Source organism: Rhodopseudomonas pseudopalustris (genome assembly GCF_900110435.1).
Taxonomy (GTDB): domain Bacteria; phylum Pseudomonadota; class Alphaproteobacteria; order Rhizobiales; family Xanthobacteraceae; genus Rhodopseudomonas; species Rhodopseudomonas pseudopalustris.
This window is the reverse complement of sequence record NZ_FODT01000003.1, coordinates 539,537-558,222: the sequence shown is the minus strand read 5'-3', so window position 1 is coordinate 558,222 and position 18,686 is coordinate 539,537. Positions and strand designations below refer to the sequence as shown.

General features: G+C 63.7%; 15 protein-coding genes. 12 read left to right on the top strand and 3 right to left on the bottom strand.

From position 1 onward, the window contains the following. From BMY71_RS08720 to BMY71_RS08710, 3 genes are read left to right on the top strand one after another with little or no spacing between them, the layout of a single operon-like run. A complete protein-coding gene (locus BMY71_RS08720) occupies positions 1-1,203 on the top strand; it encodes a geranylgeranyl diphosphate reductase (RefSeq protein WP_092683087.1) in 1,203 nt (400 codons plus the stop codon). A gap of 16 nt (positions 1,204-1,219) precedes the next feature. After that, complete coding sequence (locus BMY71_RS08715; protein ID WP_092683085.1) at positions 1,220-1,687, top strand: TspO/MBR family protein; 468 nt, start codon at positions 1,220-1,222, stop codon at positions 1,685-1,687. 41 nt (positions 1,688-1,728) lie between these two features. Further along, positions 1,729-2,004 (top strand): hypothetical protein, encoded by a 276-nt coding sequence (locus tag BMY71_RS08710; protein ID WP_092683181.1) that lies wholly within the window; start codon positions 1,729-1,731, stop codon positions 2,002-2,004. 125 nt (positions 2,005-2,129) lie between these two features. On the opposite strand, the gene BMY71_RS08705 is transcribed toward BMY71_RS08710, so the two are convergent. Continuing rightward, positions 2,130-2,549 (bottom strand): c-type cytochrome, encoded by a 420-nt coding sequence (locus BMY71_RS08705; RefSeq protein WP_011504128.1) that lies wholly within the window; start codon positions 2,547-2,549, stop codon positions 2,130-2,132. 315 nt (positions 2,550-2,864) lie between these two features. On the opposite strand from BMY71_RS08705, the gene ppsR reads away from it, so the two are divergent. Further along, positions 2,865-4,232, top strand: coding sequence for a transcriptional regulator PpsR (gene ppsR, locus BMY71_RS08700; protein WP_092683083.1), 1,368 nt, complete (start codon positions 2,865-2,867; stop codon positions 4,230-4,232). Position 4,233: 1 nt separating this feature from the next. Then, entirely contained in the window at positions 4,234-6,432 is a 2,199-nt protein-coding gene (locus tag BMY71_RS08695) for a GAF domain-containing protein (protein WP_011504126.1), read from the top strand. A 101-nt stretch (positions 6,433-6,533) separates the two neighbouring features. Here BMY71_RS08695 and BMY71_RS08690 read toward each other — a convergent pair whose 3' ends face one another. Together BMY71_RS08690 and BMY71_RS08685 are read right to left on the bottom strand one after the other, a co-directional pair. Further along, complete coding sequence (locus BMY71_RS08690; RefSeq protein ID WP_092683081.1) at positions 6,534-7,217, bottom strand: biliverdin-producing heme oxygenase; 684 nt, start codon at positions 7,215-7,217, stop codon at positions 6,534-6,536. A gap of 68 nt (positions 7,218-7,285) precedes the next feature. Next, entirely contained in the window at positions 7,286-8,173 is an 888-nt protein-coding gene (locus BMY71_RS08685) for a cobalamin B12-binding domain-containing protein (RefSeq protein ID WP_092683079.1), read from the bottom strand. A gap of 313 nt (positions 8,174-8,486) precedes the next feature. On the opposite strand from BMY71_RS08685, the gene bchF reads away from it, so the two are divergent. From bchF to BMY71_RS08650, 7 genes are read left to right on the top strand one after another with little or no spacing between them, the layout of a single operon-like run. After that, positions 8,487-8,996, top strand: coding sequence for a 2-vinyl bacteriochlorophyllide hydratase (gene bchF / locus BMY71_RS08680; RefSeq protein ID WP_041805437.1), 510 nt, complete (start codon positions 8,487-8,489; stop codon positions 8,994-8,996). Beyond that, on the top strand, positions 8,993-10,279 hold the full coding sequence (locus tag BMY71_RS08675; RefSeq protein WP_011504122.1) for a ferredoxin:protochlorophyllide reductase (ATP-dependent) subunit N: 1,287 nt from the start codon (positions 8,993-8,995) through the stop codon (positions 10,277-10,279). The genes bchF and BMY71_RS08675 overlap by 4 nt, the downstream gene beginning before the upstream one ends. A gap of 2 nt (positions 10,280-10,281) precedes the next feature. Continuing rightward, the gene (gene bchB / locus BMY71_RS08670; RefSeq protein ID WP_011504121.1) at positions 10,282-11,889 is read left to right on the top strand and encodes a ferredoxin:protochlorophyllide reductase (ATP-dependent) subunit B; all 1,608 of its coding nucleotides are present in this window, start codon (positions 10,282-10,284) and stop codon (positions 11,887-11,889) included. Then, entirely contained in the window at positions 11,864-15,610 is a 3,747-nt protein-coding gene (locus tag BMY71_RS08665) for a magnesium chelatase subunit H (RefSeq protein WP_092683076.1), read from the top strand. The genes bchB and BMY71_RS08665 overlap by 26 nt, the downstream gene beginning before the upstream one ends. After that, positions 15,607-16,545, top strand: a complete 939-nt coding sequence (bchL, locus tag BMY71_RS08660; protein WP_011504119.1) for a ferredoxin:protochlorophyllide reductase (ATP-dependent) iron-sulfur ATP-binding protein — start codon at positions 15,607-15,609, stop codon at positions 16,543-16,545. The genes BMY71_RS08665 and bchL overlap by 4 nt, the downstream gene beginning before the upstream one ends. Continuing rightward, positions 16,545-17,246, top strand: a complete 702-nt coding sequence (bchM, locus tag BMY71_RS08655) for a magnesium protoporphyrin IX methyltransferase (RefSeq protein ID WP_011504118.1) — start codon at positions 16,545-16,547, stop codon at positions 17,244-17,246. Before bchL ends, bchM begins: the two co-directional genes overlap by 1 nt. Next, positions 17,243-18,676: a BCD family MFS transporter gene (locus BMY71_RS08650; RefSeq protein WP_011504117.1), complete on the top strand. Its 1,434-nt coding sequence runs from the start codon at positions 17,243-17,245 to the stop codon at positions 18,674-18,676. Before bchM ends, BMY71_RS08650 begins: the two co-directional genes overlap by 4 nt. Positions 18,677-18,686: the final 10 nt, after the last annotated feature.

Below are 18,686 nucleotides of genomic sequence, written 5' to 3'. Positions count from 1 at the left end.
ATGAGCGAGAACTCCGCGATCTATGACGTCATTGTCGTCGGAGGCGGTCCGTCCGGCGCCACCGCAGCCTGTGATCTGGCGAGGGCCGGCAAGCGAGTGGTCCTGCTCGACCGCGCCGGTCGCATCAAGCCGTGCGGCGGCGCGATCCCGCCGCGAGCGATCCGCGATTTCGCGATCCCTGACAGCATGCTGGTGGCGAAGATCAATGCCGCGCGAATGGTTTCGCCGAGCGATGTCGAAGTCGACATGCCGATCGGCGATGGCTTCGTCGGCATGGTCGACCGCGAGCATTTCGACGAGTGGCTGCGCAAACGCGCCGCGAGTGTCGGCGCCGAGCGCCGCACGGGGCTGTTCCGAAGTTTCACGCGAGACGAAAGCGGCGTCAACACCGTTCACTACGAGGAGCGTCAGCCCGACGGCTCCATGCTGGATCAAACGGTGCGGGCGCGGGCGATCATTGGCGCCGACGGCGCCGTGTCGGCGGTGGCGCGGCAGTTCCTGCCTGATGCCGATCGGGCGCCGTTCGTGTTCGCCTATCATGAGATCATCAAGGCGCCGCAGCCGGGCCAGGCCGCTTACGAGAGCCGGCGCTGCGACGTGTACTATCAGGGCAAGGTGTCACCTGACTTCTACGGCTGGGTGTTTCCGCATGGTGACACTGTGAGCGTCGGCACCGGCTCGATGCACAAAGGTTTTTCGCTTCGCGATTCTGTGGCCGAACTGCGCAAGGCGACCGGGCTCGACGAAGTCGAGACCATCCGTAAGGAAGGCGCGCCGATTCCGCTTCACCCTCTTCCGCGCTGGGACGATGGCCACAGCGTGCTGCTTGCCGGCGACGCCGCCGGCGTTGTGGCGCCGGCCTCGGGTGAGGGGATCTACTACGCGCTGGTCGGTGGCCGTCTCGCGGCTGAAGCCGTCGGCGAATTCCTCGATACTGCGGACGCCAAGGTGCTGAAGCTGGCGCGCAAGCGCTTCATGCGGGCGAACGGCTCGGTGTTCAGGATTCTCGGCCTGATGCAGTGGTACTGGTACGCGAGCGACAAGCGCCGTGAACAATTCGTTAGCATCTGCCGGGATCGCGACGTGCAGAAGCTGACCTGGGACGCCTACATGAACAAAAAGCTGGTGCGAGCCAAGCCGATTGCCCATGTCCGGATATTCTTCAAGAACCTCGCCCACATGACGGGCCTGGCTTCAGTGTAATTGCTGCAGGTTCGACTTGAATCCGATTTTCGTTGCTGCCGTCGTCGCGATTCTCGTGGGATTGCTCGGCGGCTCTCTGACCGATACCGGCATATGGTATCAAAGCCTGATCAAGCCATGGTGGCAGCCGCCCGACTGGCTGTTCGGGCCTGCCTGGACAGTGATCTTCGCGCTCGCCGCGATGGCGGCGGCCTATGCCTGGCGCGGCGCGCGAACGCGGGCGCAACGCGAATGGGTGATCGGACTGTTCGCCGCCAACGGCTTCTTCAACGTGATGTGGAGCATGCTGTTCTTCACGGTGCAGCGGCCGGATTGGGCATTGATCGAAGTGCCGCTGCTGTGGCTATCGGTGCTGATCGGGATCGTGGTGTTCTGGCGCGGTGCGCGGACCGCAAGCTACTATCTGATACCTTATCTGGTCTGGGTGACGTTCGCGACATATCTGAACTGGACGGTGGTGCGGCTCAACGCCCCGTTCTCATGATCGCCTGACTTCTTGAAGTCGCTCTCCTGCCGGTGCCCGCCATGTCGATGATGTCCGATCTTTTCACGAGCGGGGTCTTTGTCGATGCCGTGCTGATCGTGCTGATCGTCGAGGCATTCGCGGTCGTCGGCTATTGGCTTTGGAGGAAGCGGGGCATCGCGCCGGCCGACTTCTTGCCAGGCATGGTCTCGGGCGCCCTAATGCTGCTGGCGCTGCGCGCCGTGCTCGCCGGCGCCGGCTGGTTCACGCCGACCCTGTGTCTGATGGCGGCAGGAGGAGCCCACCTGATCGACGTCCTGCGACGCTGGCGGAACTGAACGTCTTCGGCGCAGGTCGCGTGAGAGGTGCGGCGCTGGGGCTGAAAAGCAAAAGCTCTGGTTCTGATGGATCAGAACCAGAGCTTTCGCGTCGGCATCAATCAGTTCAGAGAGGTCGGACCGGCTTACTTGAGCGTGGCAAGATATGCCGCGACGTCCTTGCGCTGCTGATCGTTGGCCAGCTTGAAGGTCATCTTGGTAGAACCCGTGGCCTTGTCGGCCTGGCCCTTGTCGGTCAGGAACTTTTTCAGATAGGCATTCGGATCCGGGAGGTAGGCGATGATGTTTTCCTGGGTCCAGACCAGACCGGCCTCGCCGGAATTGTGGTTCAGAGGCGAGTAGGTGAAGCCGGCAGCGGTGCCTGCCTTACGGCCGACGACGCCCCCGAGTGCCGGACCAACCATGTTCTTGTCGGCGCGATGGCAGGTCATGCACTGCTTGAACACGGCTTCGCCCTTGGCGGCGTCCTGCGCCGAGGCGGTACCTGTCGACAGAGATCCTGCGGCAGCGGTGATGGTGACAATTGCGAGAAGTTTTCGGACCACGTCTCTCTCCATAGATCTCGTCGTTACGCCCAACGGAATCAGGCCCTCTACGGGCCGGACAACAACCCTATCCAAACCCGTTCTAATGTTGCCTGTAAAGCAATTCTGACACATTGACCGTGGACCAACAGTGAGATTTCTCCGGTTATCGCCTTGATTCCGCGCAATTATATTGCAAAATAGGCAATTCGGCGGATTTTTGCCGCCTTCCACAAGCACTTGCACTTGTCATTGGCATGTAGTCTGCATAATTCCTTCTAGGCGTGAACGTTCAATTGTGTCTCCCTGACGCTGGAACCGCCGACGAGTGGCAAGATGTCTGCAAAACCCGTCCAGCCTGACATCACTCTCCTCCTTGATATGGACGGTGTGATTCGGGACGCGACCGTTTCGCCCGCGATGTCGGGGGAAAGTGTCGAGGCCTGGCTCGGCCGCTCTTGGACCGAGATCGCCGGCGACAATGGAGGCGACAAGATCCGGCGGATCGTTGAGGACGCCCGGACCAGCGGCATTTCTGCCTTCCGTCAAATCAACCAGCGGTTCCCTTCAGGCGCTGAGATCCCGATCGAATTCACCACCATGCTGCTGGGTGATCGCACCGGCATGCTGGCGGTCGGCAAGAATTTGCAGGCGGTTGCCGAACTGCATTCGCGTTTGATCGCGGCGCAGCAGACCATCGAGCGCGACTATTGGCGGCTCCGCGAAATGGAGACGCGCTACCGTCTGGTGTTCGACGCGGCGACCGAGGCGGTGATGATCGTCGCGGCGAACGATCTGCGTATCGTCGAAGCCAATCGTGCGGCAGTCCAGGCGCTGAGCGGGATTGATCGCGGCAACGACGATGTGACCGGCCGCGAGATCCTGCGCGAGATCGCACCGGTCGATCGGGAAGCCGTACGTGAGATGCTTCTGCGCATCCGTGATCGCGGCAAGGCGCTCAGCATCCTGGTCCATGTCGGCCGCGATGCGCGATCCTGGATGCTGCGCGGGTCGCTGGTGTCCTCGGAGCAGGGACAGGTGTTTCTGCTGCAATTCGCTCCTGTGGCGGGCGCCATGCCGCGCGGCGACGACCGCGCGGAGCCGACGGTCCTCAAGGCCCTGATCGACAGGGTGCCGGATGGCTTTGTCGCACTCGACGCCGGCGGCGTGATCCGCCACGCCAACCAGGCATTTCTCGATATCGTGCAGATCGGCTCGAAAGGATCTGCGATCGGCGAGTCGCTCGGTCGCTGGCTCAGTCAACCCGGCGCCGATCTGACGGCTCTGCTATCGCATCTGCAACGCTACAAGACGGTGCGGCTGTTCCAGACCACCATCCGCGGTGAACTCGGCAGCGAGACCGACGTCGAGATTTCGGCGGTCGACGGCGACGACCAGAACTACGTCGGCGTGTTGATCCGCAACGTCTCGCGTCGTCTTGGCGCCGGCGAGACTGATGCGCTTCGTGCCGCGCTGGGCCCGATCAGCAAGCAACTCGGTCGCTCATCGCTGCGCAAGCTGGTGAAAAATACCGTGAGTATTGTCGAGCGACACTACGTCAAGGAAGCACTCGAACTCACCAACGGCAACCGCACAGCAACCGCGGATTTGCTAGGGTTGAGCCGACAGAGTCTCTATGCCAAGCTCGCGCGCTATGCGCTCGACGACAAGGGAGCCGCCTCCCAAGACGATACTGAGGACTGAGTTGACGGCTGAAACGCCAAGCTCCCCCGCATTTGGAACCGCCGATCTTTCGAATTGCGAGCAGGAGCAGATTCACCTCGCTGGTTCGATACAGCCGCACGGCGCTCTATTGGTGATCAGCGAGCCGGATCACCGCGTCATTCAGGCCAGCGCCAACGCCGCCGAGTTCCTCAACCTCGAGTGTCTGCTGGGCCTGCCGCTGGCCGAGCTTGACGGCGATCTGCTGATGCGGATCCTGCCGCATCTCGACCCGCCCTCAGAGGGCACGCCGATCGCAGTACGCTGCAGGATCGGCAATCCGGGGGCCGATTTCGACGGCCTGATTCATCGGCCGGCGGAAGGCGGCCTGATCGTCGAACTGGAACGTGCCGGGCCTGCGATCGATCTGGCGCAAATGGTCGGACCGGCGCTCGAGAAGATCCGCACCGCCAATTCGATCCGGGCGCTGTGCGAAGTGACCGCGCAACTGTTTCAGGATCGCACCGGCTACGACCGGGTGATGGTCTATCGCTTCGACGAGGAGGGCCACGGCGAGGTGTTTTGCGAACGCCACGTGCCCGGTCTCGAGTCCTATTTCGGCAACCGTTACCCCTCCTCCGACATTCCGCAGATGGCACGACGTTTGTACGAGCGCATCCGCGTTCGCGTGCTGGTCGACGTGAACTATCAGCCGGTGCCGCTGCAGCCGAGGCTGTCGCCGTTCACCGGGCAGGATCTCGACATGTCGAGCTGTTTCCTGCGCAGCATGTCGCCGATTCATCTGCAATATTTGAAGAACATGGGCGTTCGCGCCACGCTGGTGGTGTCGCTGGTGGTCGGCGGCAAGCTATGGGGGTTGATCGCCTGCCATCACTATCAACCGCGCTTCATCCATTTCGAACTTCGCGCAGTTTGCGAGCTGCTTGCCGAAGCGATCGCCACCCGCATCACTGCGCTCGAGAGCTTCGCGCAGAGCCAGTCCGAATTGTTCGTTCAGCGTCTCGAGCAGCGCATGATCGAGGCGATCTCGCGCGAAGGCGACTGGCGCGCGGCGATCTTCGATGCTGCGCAATCGATCCTGCAGCCGACCGGCGCGGCCGGTTGCGCGCTGATTTACGAAGGCCAGGTGACGACTTCCGGTGAAGTTCCCGCCACCCAGGACATCCGTGAGATCGCCGCATGGCTCGGCCGCCAACCGAATGCCTCGGTCATCTCGACGTCGTCGTTCACACTCGACGCGCCGGAATTCGCGTCGCTGATCAGCGTTGCGAGCGGCGTCGCCGGCGCGCCTGTGTCCAACCAGCCGGGCGAATTCCTGATCTGGTTTCGCCCCGAGCGCGTGCGCACCGTTACCTGGGGCGGCGATCCGAAAAAGCCGTTCGTGATCGGCAATACCCCCGCCGATCTATCGCCGCGGCGCTCCTTCGCGAAGTGGAATCAGGTGGTGGAAGGTACGTCCGATCCGTGGACGCCCGCGGATCTCGCTGCGGTGCGGACGATCGGACAGTCGGTCGCCGACATCGTGCTGCAATTCCGCGCAGTGCGCACGCTGATCGCGCAGGAGCGGCTCGACCAGTTCTCCCGTCAGGTGCTGACGTCCGACCATCCGGTCGTGATCGCGGACATCGAAGGCAAGATCCTGCTGGTGAACGAAGCCTTCACCGCGCTGCTGCCGAAGGAATGTACGCCGATCCGCCGGCTCGACGATCTGGCATCGGCCTTTCTCGAACCCTACGACTTCATGCGCAGCGTCGGCGAGCTTATCAATCACCAGCGCGGTTGGCGCGGCGAACTGCTGTTGCGCGGCCCCGGCAATGCGGTGCGTCCGATGATGGTGCGCGCCGATCCGGTGATGCCGGCGCGAGATCGGGCGCTTGGTTTCGTGCTCATCTTCACCGACAACGCCGATCGCCGGGCCGCTGACGCGGCGCGCGGCCGGTTTCAGGAAGGCGTTATCAAGAGCACCCGCGTGAGCAGCTTGCGCCTCGATTCGAAATCGGACCTCGTCCACCAGAATCTGTTGTCGGCGCTGGTCGAGAACGCTCAGCTCGCCGCGCTGGAAATCACCTACGGTGTCGAAACCGGGCGAATCGCAGATATGCTCGAGGGCGTTCGCAACTCGACGCTGCGCACCGCGGAAGTCCTCGAGCATCTGATGTTGCACGCGTCGCGCACCGCGGTCGACGACAGCACGAGCAGAACTCAGAAGACCAGAAAGTAAGAAGTTAAAGCAGGCTGATGCATCTTCGAATCGTCATCCTGCTTTAGTTTCTTGTGAGCGAGTTCTTTTCCGAAACATTATCCACTTTTCGGGATCATGCTTCATTGCGCTCGCGTTGCCGCTTCGCTCGCCAGATGCAGCTGCACCGCGACCGACAGCGCGATGTTGCACTCGAACGCGACCGCGCCCTCCGCGATGATCGCGCTCGGATCGGGCGCCGCAGCGCCCGCCGCCTCGATAGCCCGACGATAGTCTGTTTTCAGCGCCGTTGGTTCAGCGATCGCGGAGAAGTCGTAATGCGTCAGTTCGCGCGGGCCCAAGCCGAGTGATTTTTCAAGCAGCCGGCGCACGATCTGACCGCCATTGAGGTCTCCGAGATAGCGCGTATAGGCATGAGCGATCAGCCGGCTGCCGTCGCCGTCCGCGGATCGTGCGATGGTGCGGGCATAGGCTTCGCCTTCCGGCAACAACGGCAGTTGGTCCGCCCAGTTCGGCCCGCAGAGGGCGATCAGGTCCGCCTCGATCGCTTGGGTTCGCGCCAGGCGGTAGCGGGCCATCGGGGCGAGGATCGCGCTGTTGCGATGGCGTTCGAGCCCGCCCTCGATCTCGCGATAGGGCGGATGCAGATTGCGCAGCAGCAGGGCGTAGCCGTGGCGGCTTGCCCTCCCGTGCAGCATTTCGTTGATGAATCCAGTCTTCTCTGCTTCGAGATGCAGCGCTTTGGTGCGAGCATAGAGGGCGGTCACGATGCTCGGCGCATCATTATCCGCGAAAATTGCGACCATTTCTCCGTCCCCCGGTTTGCCGCCGCCTTATAGCAGAGCTGAAGCTGGGTCGCGACGGCCTGGTAGAGTCAGGTGCGACCCTTCAGCGCGGCGACGAGATCGCGGGCGAGCTGCGGCGCGCTCGCGCCTTCGTTAGCAATCAGATCGGCATCGAGCGAAGCGGATAGTTCCGGCCGATGCACCAGCAACGGCCCACCAACCATGATGCCGATTCGGCGATTGCGGGAGGCCCGTCGGACGTCGTGAATGTCGCGCTTCAGCTCGTCGAGCCGCCGATCGCTGCTCACCGAGAAGCCGACGACATCGAACCAGCGCTCTGCGACCAGCGCTGACAATTCGCGATGCGAGGCGAACGGGCCGGTGCAGATGTCCCATCCGTTGTGACGGAAGAACTCCGCGATCATGGCCAACCCGAAACTGTGCTGCTCGCCGGTAATGGTTGTTAGCAGCACCGCGCCGATGCGTTGAACGCTCTCGGTAGCGGAATAGTTCTCTCCGAGGTGGCGAAGAATTCTCTGCAGGCGACTGACGCCGAGCGTGACATTGGCGAAGTCTGCGGTGTCGGCTTCCCACATCTCGCCGAGACGTCGTGCAGCCGGCGCAAGCAGGTTGAGGAAGATCAAATCAGTTGGGGCGCCTCGCGCGATAAGACTCTCGACATAGGCGGAGGCGGCACTCTCGTCGGCGCCGATGATCAGAAGCGTGAACTGCTGCACCTCGAACGGCGCGGCCGGGTCGGCTGGAGCGGGAGTGGCTGGAGATGACATGGAGCGCAGCGCAAAACCAATCTCGGGAAGTATCTGGGTCTGGACCGAGCGGGCGATACCGCAGCCATCCAGCGGCCGCCGATACCGCCAGATCGGCTCGGGTGGCGAAAAATCCCGGGGATTTGCCGGTACCTGGCTCCGGTCGATGTCGCTGACCTTCGGGGGCGAGAGTTCGTTCCAGTCGGTCATTGAATACTCCCTCGTCACCAGATAACCCGGCTAGGCTCATGACCGTCAAGTTTAATTTACGTATGGTTTGGTTGACAGTATTCTCATCGGAGACTAGCCTTTGAGGATCAGCCCGCCCCTAGGGAGTGGCCCGGTGCAGCATCGAACAGCATCAGATCAAGAAAATGAGGGTCTCGGTGCAAAGGTGCCTCACTCCTCACATTCATCGGTATCGCATCACCGCGACCGGGATGTGTCAAACATTCTTTACATAGACAGCGTCAAAACATCTTCCGCAGTGCGGCACGATGTAGAAACGGATTGCGCGCACGATATGTCCTCGTCGCAACGCCTCAAGACCCTATACACCCCTGAAGAGCGGGCTCGCCGCGATGCAACCAAGTGGACGCTGGTGCAGGGCATCCTGGCGCCGGTGCAGTTTCTGGTCTTCCTGATCAGTCTTGCGCTCGTGCTGCGATATCTCTGGATCGGCGACGGTTACACCGTCGCAACCGCGTCCGTCGTGATCAAGACGCTGGTGCTCTACACCATCATGGTCACCGGCGCGATCTGGGAGCGCGAGGTCTTCGGCTGCTATCTGTTTGCGCCGGCGTTCTTCTGGGAAGATGTCTTCAGTTTCCTCGTTCTGGCGCTCCACACGGCGTATTTGGTGATGCTGTTTGCCGGTATTGGCGATCCCCGCCAGCAGATGCTGGTGGCGCTCGCGGCCTACGCGACCTACGTCGTCAACGCGATTCAGTTCGTCCTCAAGCTCCGCGCCGCGCGCCGTGACGAACGGATCGCCGCGATGAGCGGTCCCAGCGTCTCCGGGAGCCGCGCATGACTGTTCATGTCTCCAATTGCGCCGCGACAGCGGAAGACCCCGTCTCGCGCGAAATCCGCACCGAGAGCGGCCAGCGCGAAGTGTTCTGCGGCCTCACCGGAATCGTCTGGCTGCATCGCAAGATTCAGGACGCGTTCTTCCTCGTGGTCGGCTCGCGCACCTGCGCGCATCTGATCCAGTCGGCTGCCGGCGTGATGATTTTTGCCGAGCCGCGGTTCGGCACTGCGATCATGGAAGAGAAGGATCTCGCCGGTCTCACCGACGCCAATATCGAGCTCGACCGGATCGTCACACAATTGCTGACGCGGCGGCCCGACATCAAGTTGCTGTTTCTGGTCGGCTCTTGCCCGTCCGAAGTGATCAAGCTCGATTTGTCGCGGGCGGCGCTGCGGCTGTCACAGCGCTTCTCGCCCGGCGTGCGTATCCTGAACTACTCGGGCAGTGGCATCGAGACCACCTTCACCCAGGGCGAGGATGCCTGCCTCGCGTCACTGGTGCCGGAGTTGCCCGCCGCGCAGGACGAGAAGTCGTCGCTCCTGGTGGTCGGCTCGCTCGCCGACGTCGTCGAAGATCAGTTCATGCGGATGTTCGATGCGCTCGGCATCGGTCCCGTGCAGTTCTTCCCGCCGCGCAAATCGACCGCGCTGCCGAGCGTCGGTCCGAATACCAAGATCCTGATGGCGCAGCCGTTCCTGCCGGATACGGTGCGTGCGCTGCAGGAACGCGGCGCCAAGCGGCTGGCCGCGCCGTTCCCGCTCGGGGTTGAAGGCACCACCGGCTGGCTGCGTGCCGCGGCCGACGCGTTCGGAGTCGATCCTGCGCATTTCGACAAGGTCACCGGTCCGAACCGCGCTCGCGCCGAACGCGCGCTTGCGGCTTACCGGACCGAACTCGCAGATCGTCGTATCTTCTTCTTCCCCGACTCCCAGCTCGAGATTCCGCTGGCGCGTTTCCTGTCGCGCGAGCTGTCGATGAAGCTGGTCGAAGTCGGCACGCCCTATCTGCATCGCGAGCATCTCGCGGAAGAGTTGAAGCTGCTGCCCGCCGGCGTCGCGATAACAGAAGGTCAGGACGTCGACCTTCAGCTCGACCGCTGCCGGCTCGCGCGTCCCGACATCGTGGTGTGCGGTCTCGGCCTTGCCAATCCGCTCGAAGCCGAAGGCATCACGACCAAATGGTCGATCGAACTCGTGTTCACCCCGATCCAGGGGTACGAGCAGGCGGCCGACCTCGCTGAATTGTTCGCGCGTCCGCTCGTGCGCCGCGCCAAGCTGGTGGCCTGATCATGCAGCTCACCGTCTGGACCTATGAAGGACCTCCCCATGTCGGCGCGATGCGCGTCGCCACCGGCATGGAAGGGCTGCATTACGTGCTGCACGCCCCGCAGGGCGACACCTACGCCGATCTGCTGTTCACCATGATCGAGCGTCGCAACAAGCGGCCGCCGGTGACCTACACCACGTTCGCCGCGCGAGATCTCGGCAAGGACACCGCCGAACTGTTCATGAAGGCCGCGCGCGACGCCTATGAGCGCTTCAAGCCGCAGGCGATGATTGTGGGCGCATCGTGCACCGGTTCGCTGATCCAGGACGATCCGGGCGGGCTTGCGAAATCGCTGGGCTTCCCGATCCCGGTGGTCGCGATCGATCTGCCGGCCTATCAGCGCAAGGAAAACTGGGGCGCGGCCGAGACCTTGTACCAGCTCGTTCGCGCGCTGGCCGGCCCGAAGGCGCCGGCGCCCGGCGCCAAGCGGCCTGAGCGCGCACCGGGCGTCCGCCCGACCTGCAATCTGCTCGGACCCACCGCGCTCGGCTTCCGCCATCGCGATGACATCACCGAGATCACCGGACTGCTCGGCAAGCTCGGCATCGACGTCAACGTCGTCGCTCCGATGGGCGCAACGCCGGCGGATATTGCGCGGCTCGGCGACGCGGACTTCAACGTCGTGATGTATCCGGAGATCGCCGGGCAGGCGGCGTCCTGGTTGCACCGCATCTTTCATCAGCCGTTCACCAAGACGGTGCCGATCGGCGTCTCCGCGACTCGCGACTTCATCAAGGAAGTCGCTCAACTCGCCGGCGTCGATGCAACGGCGGTGCTGGAGGCGGCGTCGACCCGATTGCCGTGGTACTCGCATTCGGTCGACTCGACTTATCTGACCAACAAGCGCGTGTTCATCTTCGGCGACGCGACGCATGCGATCGCCGCGGCGCGGATCGCATCGGAGGAGCTCGGCTTCAAGGTGGTCGGGCTCGGCAGCTACAGCCGGGAGTTCGGCCGCGAGCTGCGCGAGGCCGCCAAGCACTACGACGTCGAGCCGCTGATCACCGACGATTATCTCGAGGTCGAGGCCAAGGTCGCGGAACTGCATCCCGAATTGGTGCTCGGCACCCAGATGGAGCGCCACATCGCCAAACGGCTTGGCGTCCCCTGTGCGGTGATTTCGGCGCCGGTGCACGTCCAGGACTTCCCGGCGCGGTACGCGCCGCAGATGGGCTTCGAAGGCGCCAACGTGATCTTCGATACCTGGGTCCACCCGCTGATGATGGGCCTCGAAGAACATCTGCTGACGATGTTCAAGGACGATTTCGAATTCAAGGACGGCGCGATGCCGTCGCATCTCGGCACCGGCCACGCCGCGCCGGTCGCGGAAGTGATCGCGGAGTCGGCACCGCCTGCGGTTGCCGCGACTGCGCCCGAAATTGTGTCAGTCGCCAATGCGGCCGCATCTGCTGCCGTTTGGGCGCCTGAAGCCGAGAAGGAACTGCAGAAGATACCGTTCTTTGTTCGCGGAAAAGCCCGCCGGAATACCGAGCGATTCGCCAACGAGAATGGCGTCGCAACCATCACCGTCGAGACCTTGTACGATGCCAAAGCGCACTTCGCACGCTGACAAGACACCGGTTCGAGTCGTCATCGTTACTATGGACAGTCATCTGTCCGGCGCCGCCGCGCGCGCGCGGAATCTGTTGCGTCGAGACTACCCCGGTTTGGAACTGACGGTGCACTCCGCCGACGAATGGGGCGCCGATGACGCCGCGCTGTCGCGCTGCATCGCCGACATCGGCACCAGCGACATCGTCATCGCCACGATGCTGTTCCTCGACGACCACGTCCGCGCGGTGATGCCGGCGCTGCAGGCTCGCCGCAACGACTGCGACGCGCTGGTGTGCTGCATGTCCGCGGGCGAAGTGGTGAAGCTGACCCGAGTCGGCAAGTTCGATATGAGCGCCGAGGCGCTCGGAATGATCAACTGGCTGAAGAAGCTGCGCGGCAAGAAGACCGAAGGCGGCGCCGGCAAGGGTGAGATGAAGATGCTGCGGCAATTGCCGAAGCTGCTTCGCTTCATCCCGGGCACAGCGCAGGACATGCGCGCTTATTTCCTGACACTGCAATATTGGCTGGCCGGTTCCGAGCAGAACATCGCCAACATGGTGCGGCTGCTGATCGATCGGTACGCCAGCGGCCCGCGAAAAGTGCTGCGCGGCGTTGCCAAGGTCGAGTCGCCGGTCGAGTACGCCGATATTGGCGTCTACCATCCGAAGATGAAGGGGCGGATCGCCGAGTCGGTCGACAAGCTTCCGGCTGGTCCCGCCGACGCCAAGGGCACCGTTGGCGTCCTGTTGCTGCGCTCTTATCTGCTCGCCGGCAATTCCGGCCATTACGACGGCATGTTGGAAGCGTTCGAGGCCAAGGGCCTTCGCGTTATCCCGGTGTTCGCCGCGGGTCTCGATCAGCGTCCGGCGATCGAGCGCTTTTTCATGAAGAACGGCCGTCCGACGGTCGATGCGGTGGTCTCGCTCACCGGCTTCTCTCTGGTCGGCGGCCCCGCTTATAACGACTCCAAGGCGGCGGAGAACATCCTCGCTGATCTTGACGTGCCGTATCTGTCGGCCCATCCCGTCGAATTCCAGACGCTCGAGCAGTGGGCCGCCTCGGACCGCGGTCTGATGCCGGTGGAAAGCACCATCATGGTGGCGATCCCCGAACTCGACGGCTCGTCGGGCCCGATGGTGTATGGCGGCCGCTCCGACGGCGGCAACGTCGCTTGCCCGGGTTGCGACAAGTTCTGCAAGTTCGATCGCAACGAAGCCGGCGGCGACATGAATGTCTGCGTCGAGCGCGCGGAGATGCTGGCGTCGCGCACGGCGCGGCTCGTGACCCTTCGCCGAGGTGAGCGCAAGGATCGCAAGGTCGCGATCGTGCTGTTCAACTTCCCGCCGAATGCCGGCAACACCGGCACCGCGGCGTTCCTCGGCGTGTTCGAATCGCTTTTCAACACCCTGCATGCGATGAAGCGCGAGGGTTACCAGGTCGAGGTGCCGGCGACGGTCGACGAACTGCGCGAATCCATCATCAACGGCAACGCGTCGCGCTTCGGCGCCCAAGCCAACGTCCATGCCCGCGTGCTGGCCGGCGATCACGTCAAGAACGAACGCTGGCTGCGCGAGATTGAAGGGCAGTGGGGTCCGGCGCCCGGCAAACAGCAGAGCGACGGCAGCTCGATCTTCGTGCTCGGCGAGCGCTTCGGCAACGTCTTCGTCGGCGTGCAGCCTGCGTTCGGCTACGAAGGCGATCCGATGCGGTTGCTGTTCGAGAAGGGCTTTGCGCCGACCCACGCCTTCTCGGCGTTCTATCGCTGGATCAAGCAGGAGTTCGGCGCTCATGCGGTGCTGCATTTCGGCACCCACGGCGCGCTCGAATTCATGCCGGGTAAACAGACCGGTCTGTCCGGCACCTGCTGGCCGGACCGCATGATCGGCGACATGCCGAACATGTATCTCTACGCCTCGAACAACCCGTCCGAAGGCGCGATCGCCAAGCGGCGCTCGGCCGCGACCCTGATCAGCTATCTGACGCCGCCGGTGGCCCATGCCGGCCTGTATCGCGGCCTGATCGAACTGAAATCCTCGATCGAGCGCTGGCGCGGCCTCACGCCGGAGGAAGAGACCGAGCGTGCCAATCTCGCAGTGCTGGTTCAGGCGCAGGCCTCCGCGCTCGACCTCGCCCCGGCCGAACCAGCCTGGACCGAGGAAGAAGCCGGCGCGACCATCGCCAAGCTCGCCGACGCAGTGCTCGAGATGGAGTACGCGCTGATCCCGCACGGCCTGCATGTGGTCGGCGGCGTTCCCTCCGAAGAGGAGCGCGTCGAGACGCTGGAAGCGGTCGCCGATGCGATGCACGGCAAGCGTCTGGATAAATCGATGCTCGAAAGCCTGGTGCGCGGAGGCCATCCCGAGCACCTGTCCGGCAACGGCCCCGAGGCCGAGGCCAATCTCGACATGCTGCGTGAACTCGCCGGTATCGATCGGATCCTCGCTGAAGATCACGAGATCCCGAGCCTGCTGCGCGCGCTCGACGGCAAGTTCATCCGGCCGGCGCCGGGTGGCGATCTTCTGCGCACGCCGGCAATCCTGCCGACCGGCCGCAACCTGCACGGCTTCGATCCGTTCCGCATCCCGTCGGCCTTTGCGCTGCAGGACGGTGCCAAGCAGGCGCAGCGGCTGATCGACAAACACGTCGCCGAGGGCAACCCGTTGCCCGAGACCGTCGCGATCGTGCTGTGGGGCACCGACAACCTCAAGAATGAAGGCGCGCCGATTGGCCAGGCCTTGGCGTTGATGGGCGCGCGGCCGCGGTTCGACAGCTATGGCCGTCTCGCCGGTGCCGATCTCATTCCGCTCGACGAGCTGAATCGGCCGCGCATCGACGTGATCATCACCATGTCGGGCATCTTCCGCGATCTGCTTCCGCTGCAGATCAAGCTGCTCGCTGAGGCCGCGTTCATGGCCGCGAGCGCCGACGAACCGGCGGAGCTGAACTTCGTCCGCAAGCATTCGCTGGCCTATCAGGCCGAGCACAAATGCGACATGGAGACCGCGTCGCTGCGGGTGTTCGGCAATGCCGACGGCGCCTACGGCTCCAACGTCAACCATCTGGTCGAGAACAGCCGCTGGGAAGACGAGGACGAACTCGCAGAGACCTACACGCGGCGCAAGAGCTTCGCTTATGGCCTGAAAGGCCAGCCGGTGCAGCGCGCCGATCTGCTCAAGAGCGCGCTCGCCGACGTCGATCTCGCCTATCAGAACCTCGACTCGGTCGAACTCGGCGTCACCACGGTCGATCACTATTTCGACACGCTGGGCGGCATCAGCCGCGCGGTGCGGCGCGCCAAGGGCGGGCAGGCGGCTCCCGTCTATATCGGCGACCAGACCCGCGGCGCCGGCACTGTCCGCACGCTGTCGGAGCAGGTCGCGCTCGAAACCCGTACCCGGATGCTCAATCCGAAATGGTACGAGGGCATGCTCAAGCATGGCTACGAGGGCGTGCGCCAGATCGAGGAGCACGTCACTAACACCATGGGTTGGTCGGCGACCACCGGCGAAGTTGCGCCGTGGGTCTATCGCCAGCTCACTGAAACCTTCGTGCTCGATCCGGAAATGCGGGCACGCCTTGCCGAGCTCAATCCGGTGGCGTCCGCGAAGGTCGCCAACCGCCTGATCGAGGCACACGAACGTAATTACTGGTCTCCCGACCCTGAAATGCTCGAGGTCCTGCGCAAGGCAGGCGAAGAGCTAGAGGATCGCCTTGAAGGCGTAGGAGTTGCTGCATGAACATCCTGACAGATCCCCTCAAGCTGAAGACCTCTGGCTGCGCCGACGCGAACGCATCGAAATGCGCCGAAGGCGACGGCGAGGGCAGCGTTCAGGTTCAGCTCGACCCGAATGTGAAGATCGGCAGCGCCAAGGTGTTCTCGATCTACGGCAAGGGCGGCATCGGCAAGAGCACGACGTCGTCGAACCTGTCGGTCGCCTTCTCCAAGCTCGGCAAGCGCGTGCTGCAGATCGGTTGCGATCCGAAGCACGATTCCACCTTCACGCTGACCAAGCGGTTGATCCCGACCGTGATCGACGTGCTGGAAGAGGTGAACTTCCACTCCGAGGAGCTGCGTCCCGAGGACTTCGTGTTCGAAGGCTACAACGGCGTGATGTGCCTCGAGGCGGGCGGACCGCCGGCCGGCACCGGGTGCGGCGGCTATGTCGTCGGCCAGACCGTCAAGCTGTTGAAGGAGCATCACCTGCTCGAAGACACCGACGTGGTGATCTTCGACGTGCTCGGCGACGTGGTGTGCGGCGGCTTCGCAGCGCCGCTGCAGCATTCCGAGCGCGCGATGATCGTCGCCGCCAACGATTTCGACTCGATCTTCGCCGCCAATCGCATCGCCGCGGCGATCGCCGCCAAATCGAAGAACTATGGGGTGCGGCTCGGCGGCATCATCGCGAACCGGTCGAAAGATACTGACCAGATCGACAAGTTCGGCGAGCGCACCGGGATCCGGCGCATCGCCCATCTCCCGGACCTCGATGTCATTCGCAAGAGCCGCCTTAAAAAGATGACACTTTTTGAGATGGATCACACCGACGAAATCCTGGCTGTGCAACAAGAGTATCTTCGGCTCGCTACCGAGATGTGGGAGGCGAAGGAGCCCCCGATCGAGGGCAAGCCGCTGAAGGATCGCGACATCTTTGATCTCTTGGGATTTGATTGATGGCGTTGGGCAGCTATATCGAGCGACGTGGGGAGCTTGAGACCTATTTCGACCGCACCGCGGCCGATACATGGGCCAAGCTGACGTCTGATGCACCGGTCAGCGGCATTCGCGCGACCGTGCGTGCCGGGCGTGACGAAATGCGCAACACGCTGTTGTCGTGGCTGCCGGCCGATATGACCGGCACCCGGCTGCTTGACGCCGGCTGCGGCACCGGCGCGCTGTCGATCGCGGCGGCGCGGCGCGGCGCCAAGGTGCTGGCGATCGATCTGTCGCCGACGCTGGTCGGGGTCGCGCGCGAACGTCTGCCGGAGGACATCGATCCGGCAGCGATCGACTTCCGCTCCGGCGACATGCTGGATCCGCAGCTCGGCGAATTCGACTTCGTCGTCGCGATGGATTCGCTGATCCACTATCTGCCGCACGATATCTGCCGGATCCTCGCGACGCTGGCGTCACGCACCCGTCAATCGATGGCGGTGACCTTCGCGCCGAAGACGCCGGCGCTGGCGCTGATGCACTTCGTCGGTGGTTTCTTCCCGCGCGCCGATCGCGCGCCCGCGATCGAACCGGTGAGCGAAAAGACGTTGCTCAAGCTGATCTCCGAAGATCAGGCGCTGCAGCAATGGCAGCCCGGCCGCACCCATCGGGTGTCGTCCGGTTTCTACACCTCGCAGGCGCTGGAGATGATTCGGCGATGAGCCAAGTGGCAGCGACATTGGCGAAAGGCTGGATGCGTCTCGGTACGCGCTTCCTGCCGTTTGCCGACGCGGCGACGAAAGAGCTTCCGCTCGGCCGTCTGCTGCGCCTGTCGCTGTTCCAGGTTTCGGTCGGCGCTTCGGTGGTGTTGCTCAATGGCACGCTGAACCGGGTGATGATCGTTGAGCTCGGCGTTTCGACCGTGCTCGTCTCGCTGATGGTGTCTCTGCCGTTGGTGTTCGCGCCGTTCCGCGTGCTGATCGGCTTCAAGTCTGACAATCACCGTTCTGTGCTCGGCTGGCGCCGCGTTCCGTATATCTGGATGGGCACGCTGCTGCAGTTCGGCGGCTTCGCGATCATGCCTTTCGCGCTGCTGGTGCTGTCCGGCGGCGGCGAATATCCGGCGGTCTATGGCCAGATCGGCGCCGCTTTGGCGTTCCTGCTGGTTGGTGCCGGGTTGCACACGACGCAGACCGCGGGTCTCGCGCTCGCGACCGATCTGGCGCCGGCGGACTCGCGCCCGCGCGTGGTCGCGTTCCTCTACGTCATGCTGCTGGTCGGGATGACCGGCAGCGCGCTGATCTTCAGCGAGCTGCTGCGCGACTTCAACGAGCTTCGTCTGATCCAGGTGATCCAGGGCGTTGCGGTCACCCAGCTCCTGCTCAACATCGTCGCGCTGTGGAAGCAGGAAGCGCGCAATCCCACACTCACGTCCGCTAGCCGCGTCCGGCCTCAATTCAATCAATCCTGGGCGCGCTTCCGCGCCGCCGGCGGTTCGCCGCGGATGCTGGTCGCGGTTGCGCTCGGCACTGCGGGATTCTCGATGCAGGACATCCTGCTTGAGCCGTATGGCGCCGAGGTGTTGCGACTGTCGGTCGGTCAGACCACGGCGCTGACTGCGTTCTTCGCGCTCGGCACGCTCGCCGGCTTCGGCCTCGCTGCGCGCACGCTCGGCCGCGGCGGCGATGCCTATCGGCTGGCGGGTTTCGGCGCACTGATCGGGATCTTCGCCTTCGCGGCGGTTGCGATCTCCGCGCCGGCGCAGTCGGTCCTGCTGTTCCGGATCGGTACCGCGCTGATCGGCCTCGGCGGCGGTCTGTTCGCTGCCGGCACGCTTACTGCTGCGATGGCGGTGGCGTCCAACAGTGATACGGGTCTGGCGCTCGGCACCTGGGGCGCAGTGCAGGCGACGGCGGCGGGCGGCGGAATTCTGCTCGGCGGCGGCATTCGCGACCTGGTCGCCTCGCTCGCCGACAGCGGCGCGCTCGGCAGTGTGCTGTCGGGTCCCGCGATTGGTTACGGCTTTGTCTACAATATCGAAATCGCGTTGCTGTTCGCAACGTTGGTTGCGGTGGGTCCGCTCGTGCGCACTGCACGGACGAGCTACGCGCAGCCTTCATCCAAGTTCGGCCTAGCCGAATTTCCAGGTTAACAAAGAGGAA

What these genes read in the sequence shown, in the direction of transcription:
- BMY71_RS08720 (WP_092683087.1), top strand. Translation starts at nt 1, where the DNA reads ATGAGCGAGAACTCCGCGATCTATGACGTCATTGTCGTCGGAGGCGGT.
- BMY71_RS08710 (WP_092683181.1), top strand. Translation starts at nt 1,729, where the DNA reads ATGTCGATGATGTCCGATCTTTTCACGAGCGGGGTCTTTGTCGATGCC.
- ppsR (WP_092683083.1), top strand. Translation starts at nt 2,865, where the DNA reads ATGTCTGCAAAACCCGTCCAGCCTGACATCACTCTCCTCCTTGATATG.
- BMY71_RS08690 (WP_092683081.1), bottom strand. Translation starts at nt 7,217, where the DNA reads ATGGTCGCAATTTTCGCGGATAATGATGCGCCGAGCATCGTGACCGCC.
- BMY71_RS08685 (WP_092683079.1), bottom strand. Translation starts at nt 8,173, where the DNA reads ATGACCGACTGGAACGAACTCTCGCCCCCGAAGGTCAGCGACATCGAC.
- bchF (WP_041805437.1), top strand. Translation starts at nt 8,487, where the DNA reads ATGTCCTCGTCGCAACGCCTCAAGACCCTATACACCCCTGAAGAGCGG.
- BMY71_RS08675 (WP_011504122.1), top strand. Translation starts at nt 8,993, where the DNA reads ATGACTGTTCATGTCTCCAATTGCGCCGCGACAGCGGAAGACCCCGTC.
- bchB (WP_011504121.1), top strand. Translation starts at nt 10,282, where the DNA reads ATGCAGCTCACCGTCTGGACCTATGAAGGACCTCCCCATGTCGGCGCG.
- BMY71_RS08665 (WP_092683076.1), top strand. Translation starts at nt 11,864, where the DNA reads ATGCCAAAGCGCACTTCGCACGCTGACAAGACACCGGTTCGAGTCGTC.
- bchL (WP_011504119.1), top strand. Translation starts at nt 15,607, where the DNA reads ATGAACATCCTGACAGATCCCCTCAAGCTGAAGACCTCTGGCTGCGCC.
- bchM (WP_011504118.1), top strand. Translation starts at nt 16,545, where the DNA reads ATGGCGTTGGGCAGCTATATCGAGCGACGTGGGGAGCTTGAGACCTAT.
- BMY71_RS08650 (WP_011504117.1), top strand. Translation starts at nt 17,243, where the DNA reads ATGAGCCAAGTGGCAGCGACATTGGCGAAAGGCTGGATGCGTCTCGGT.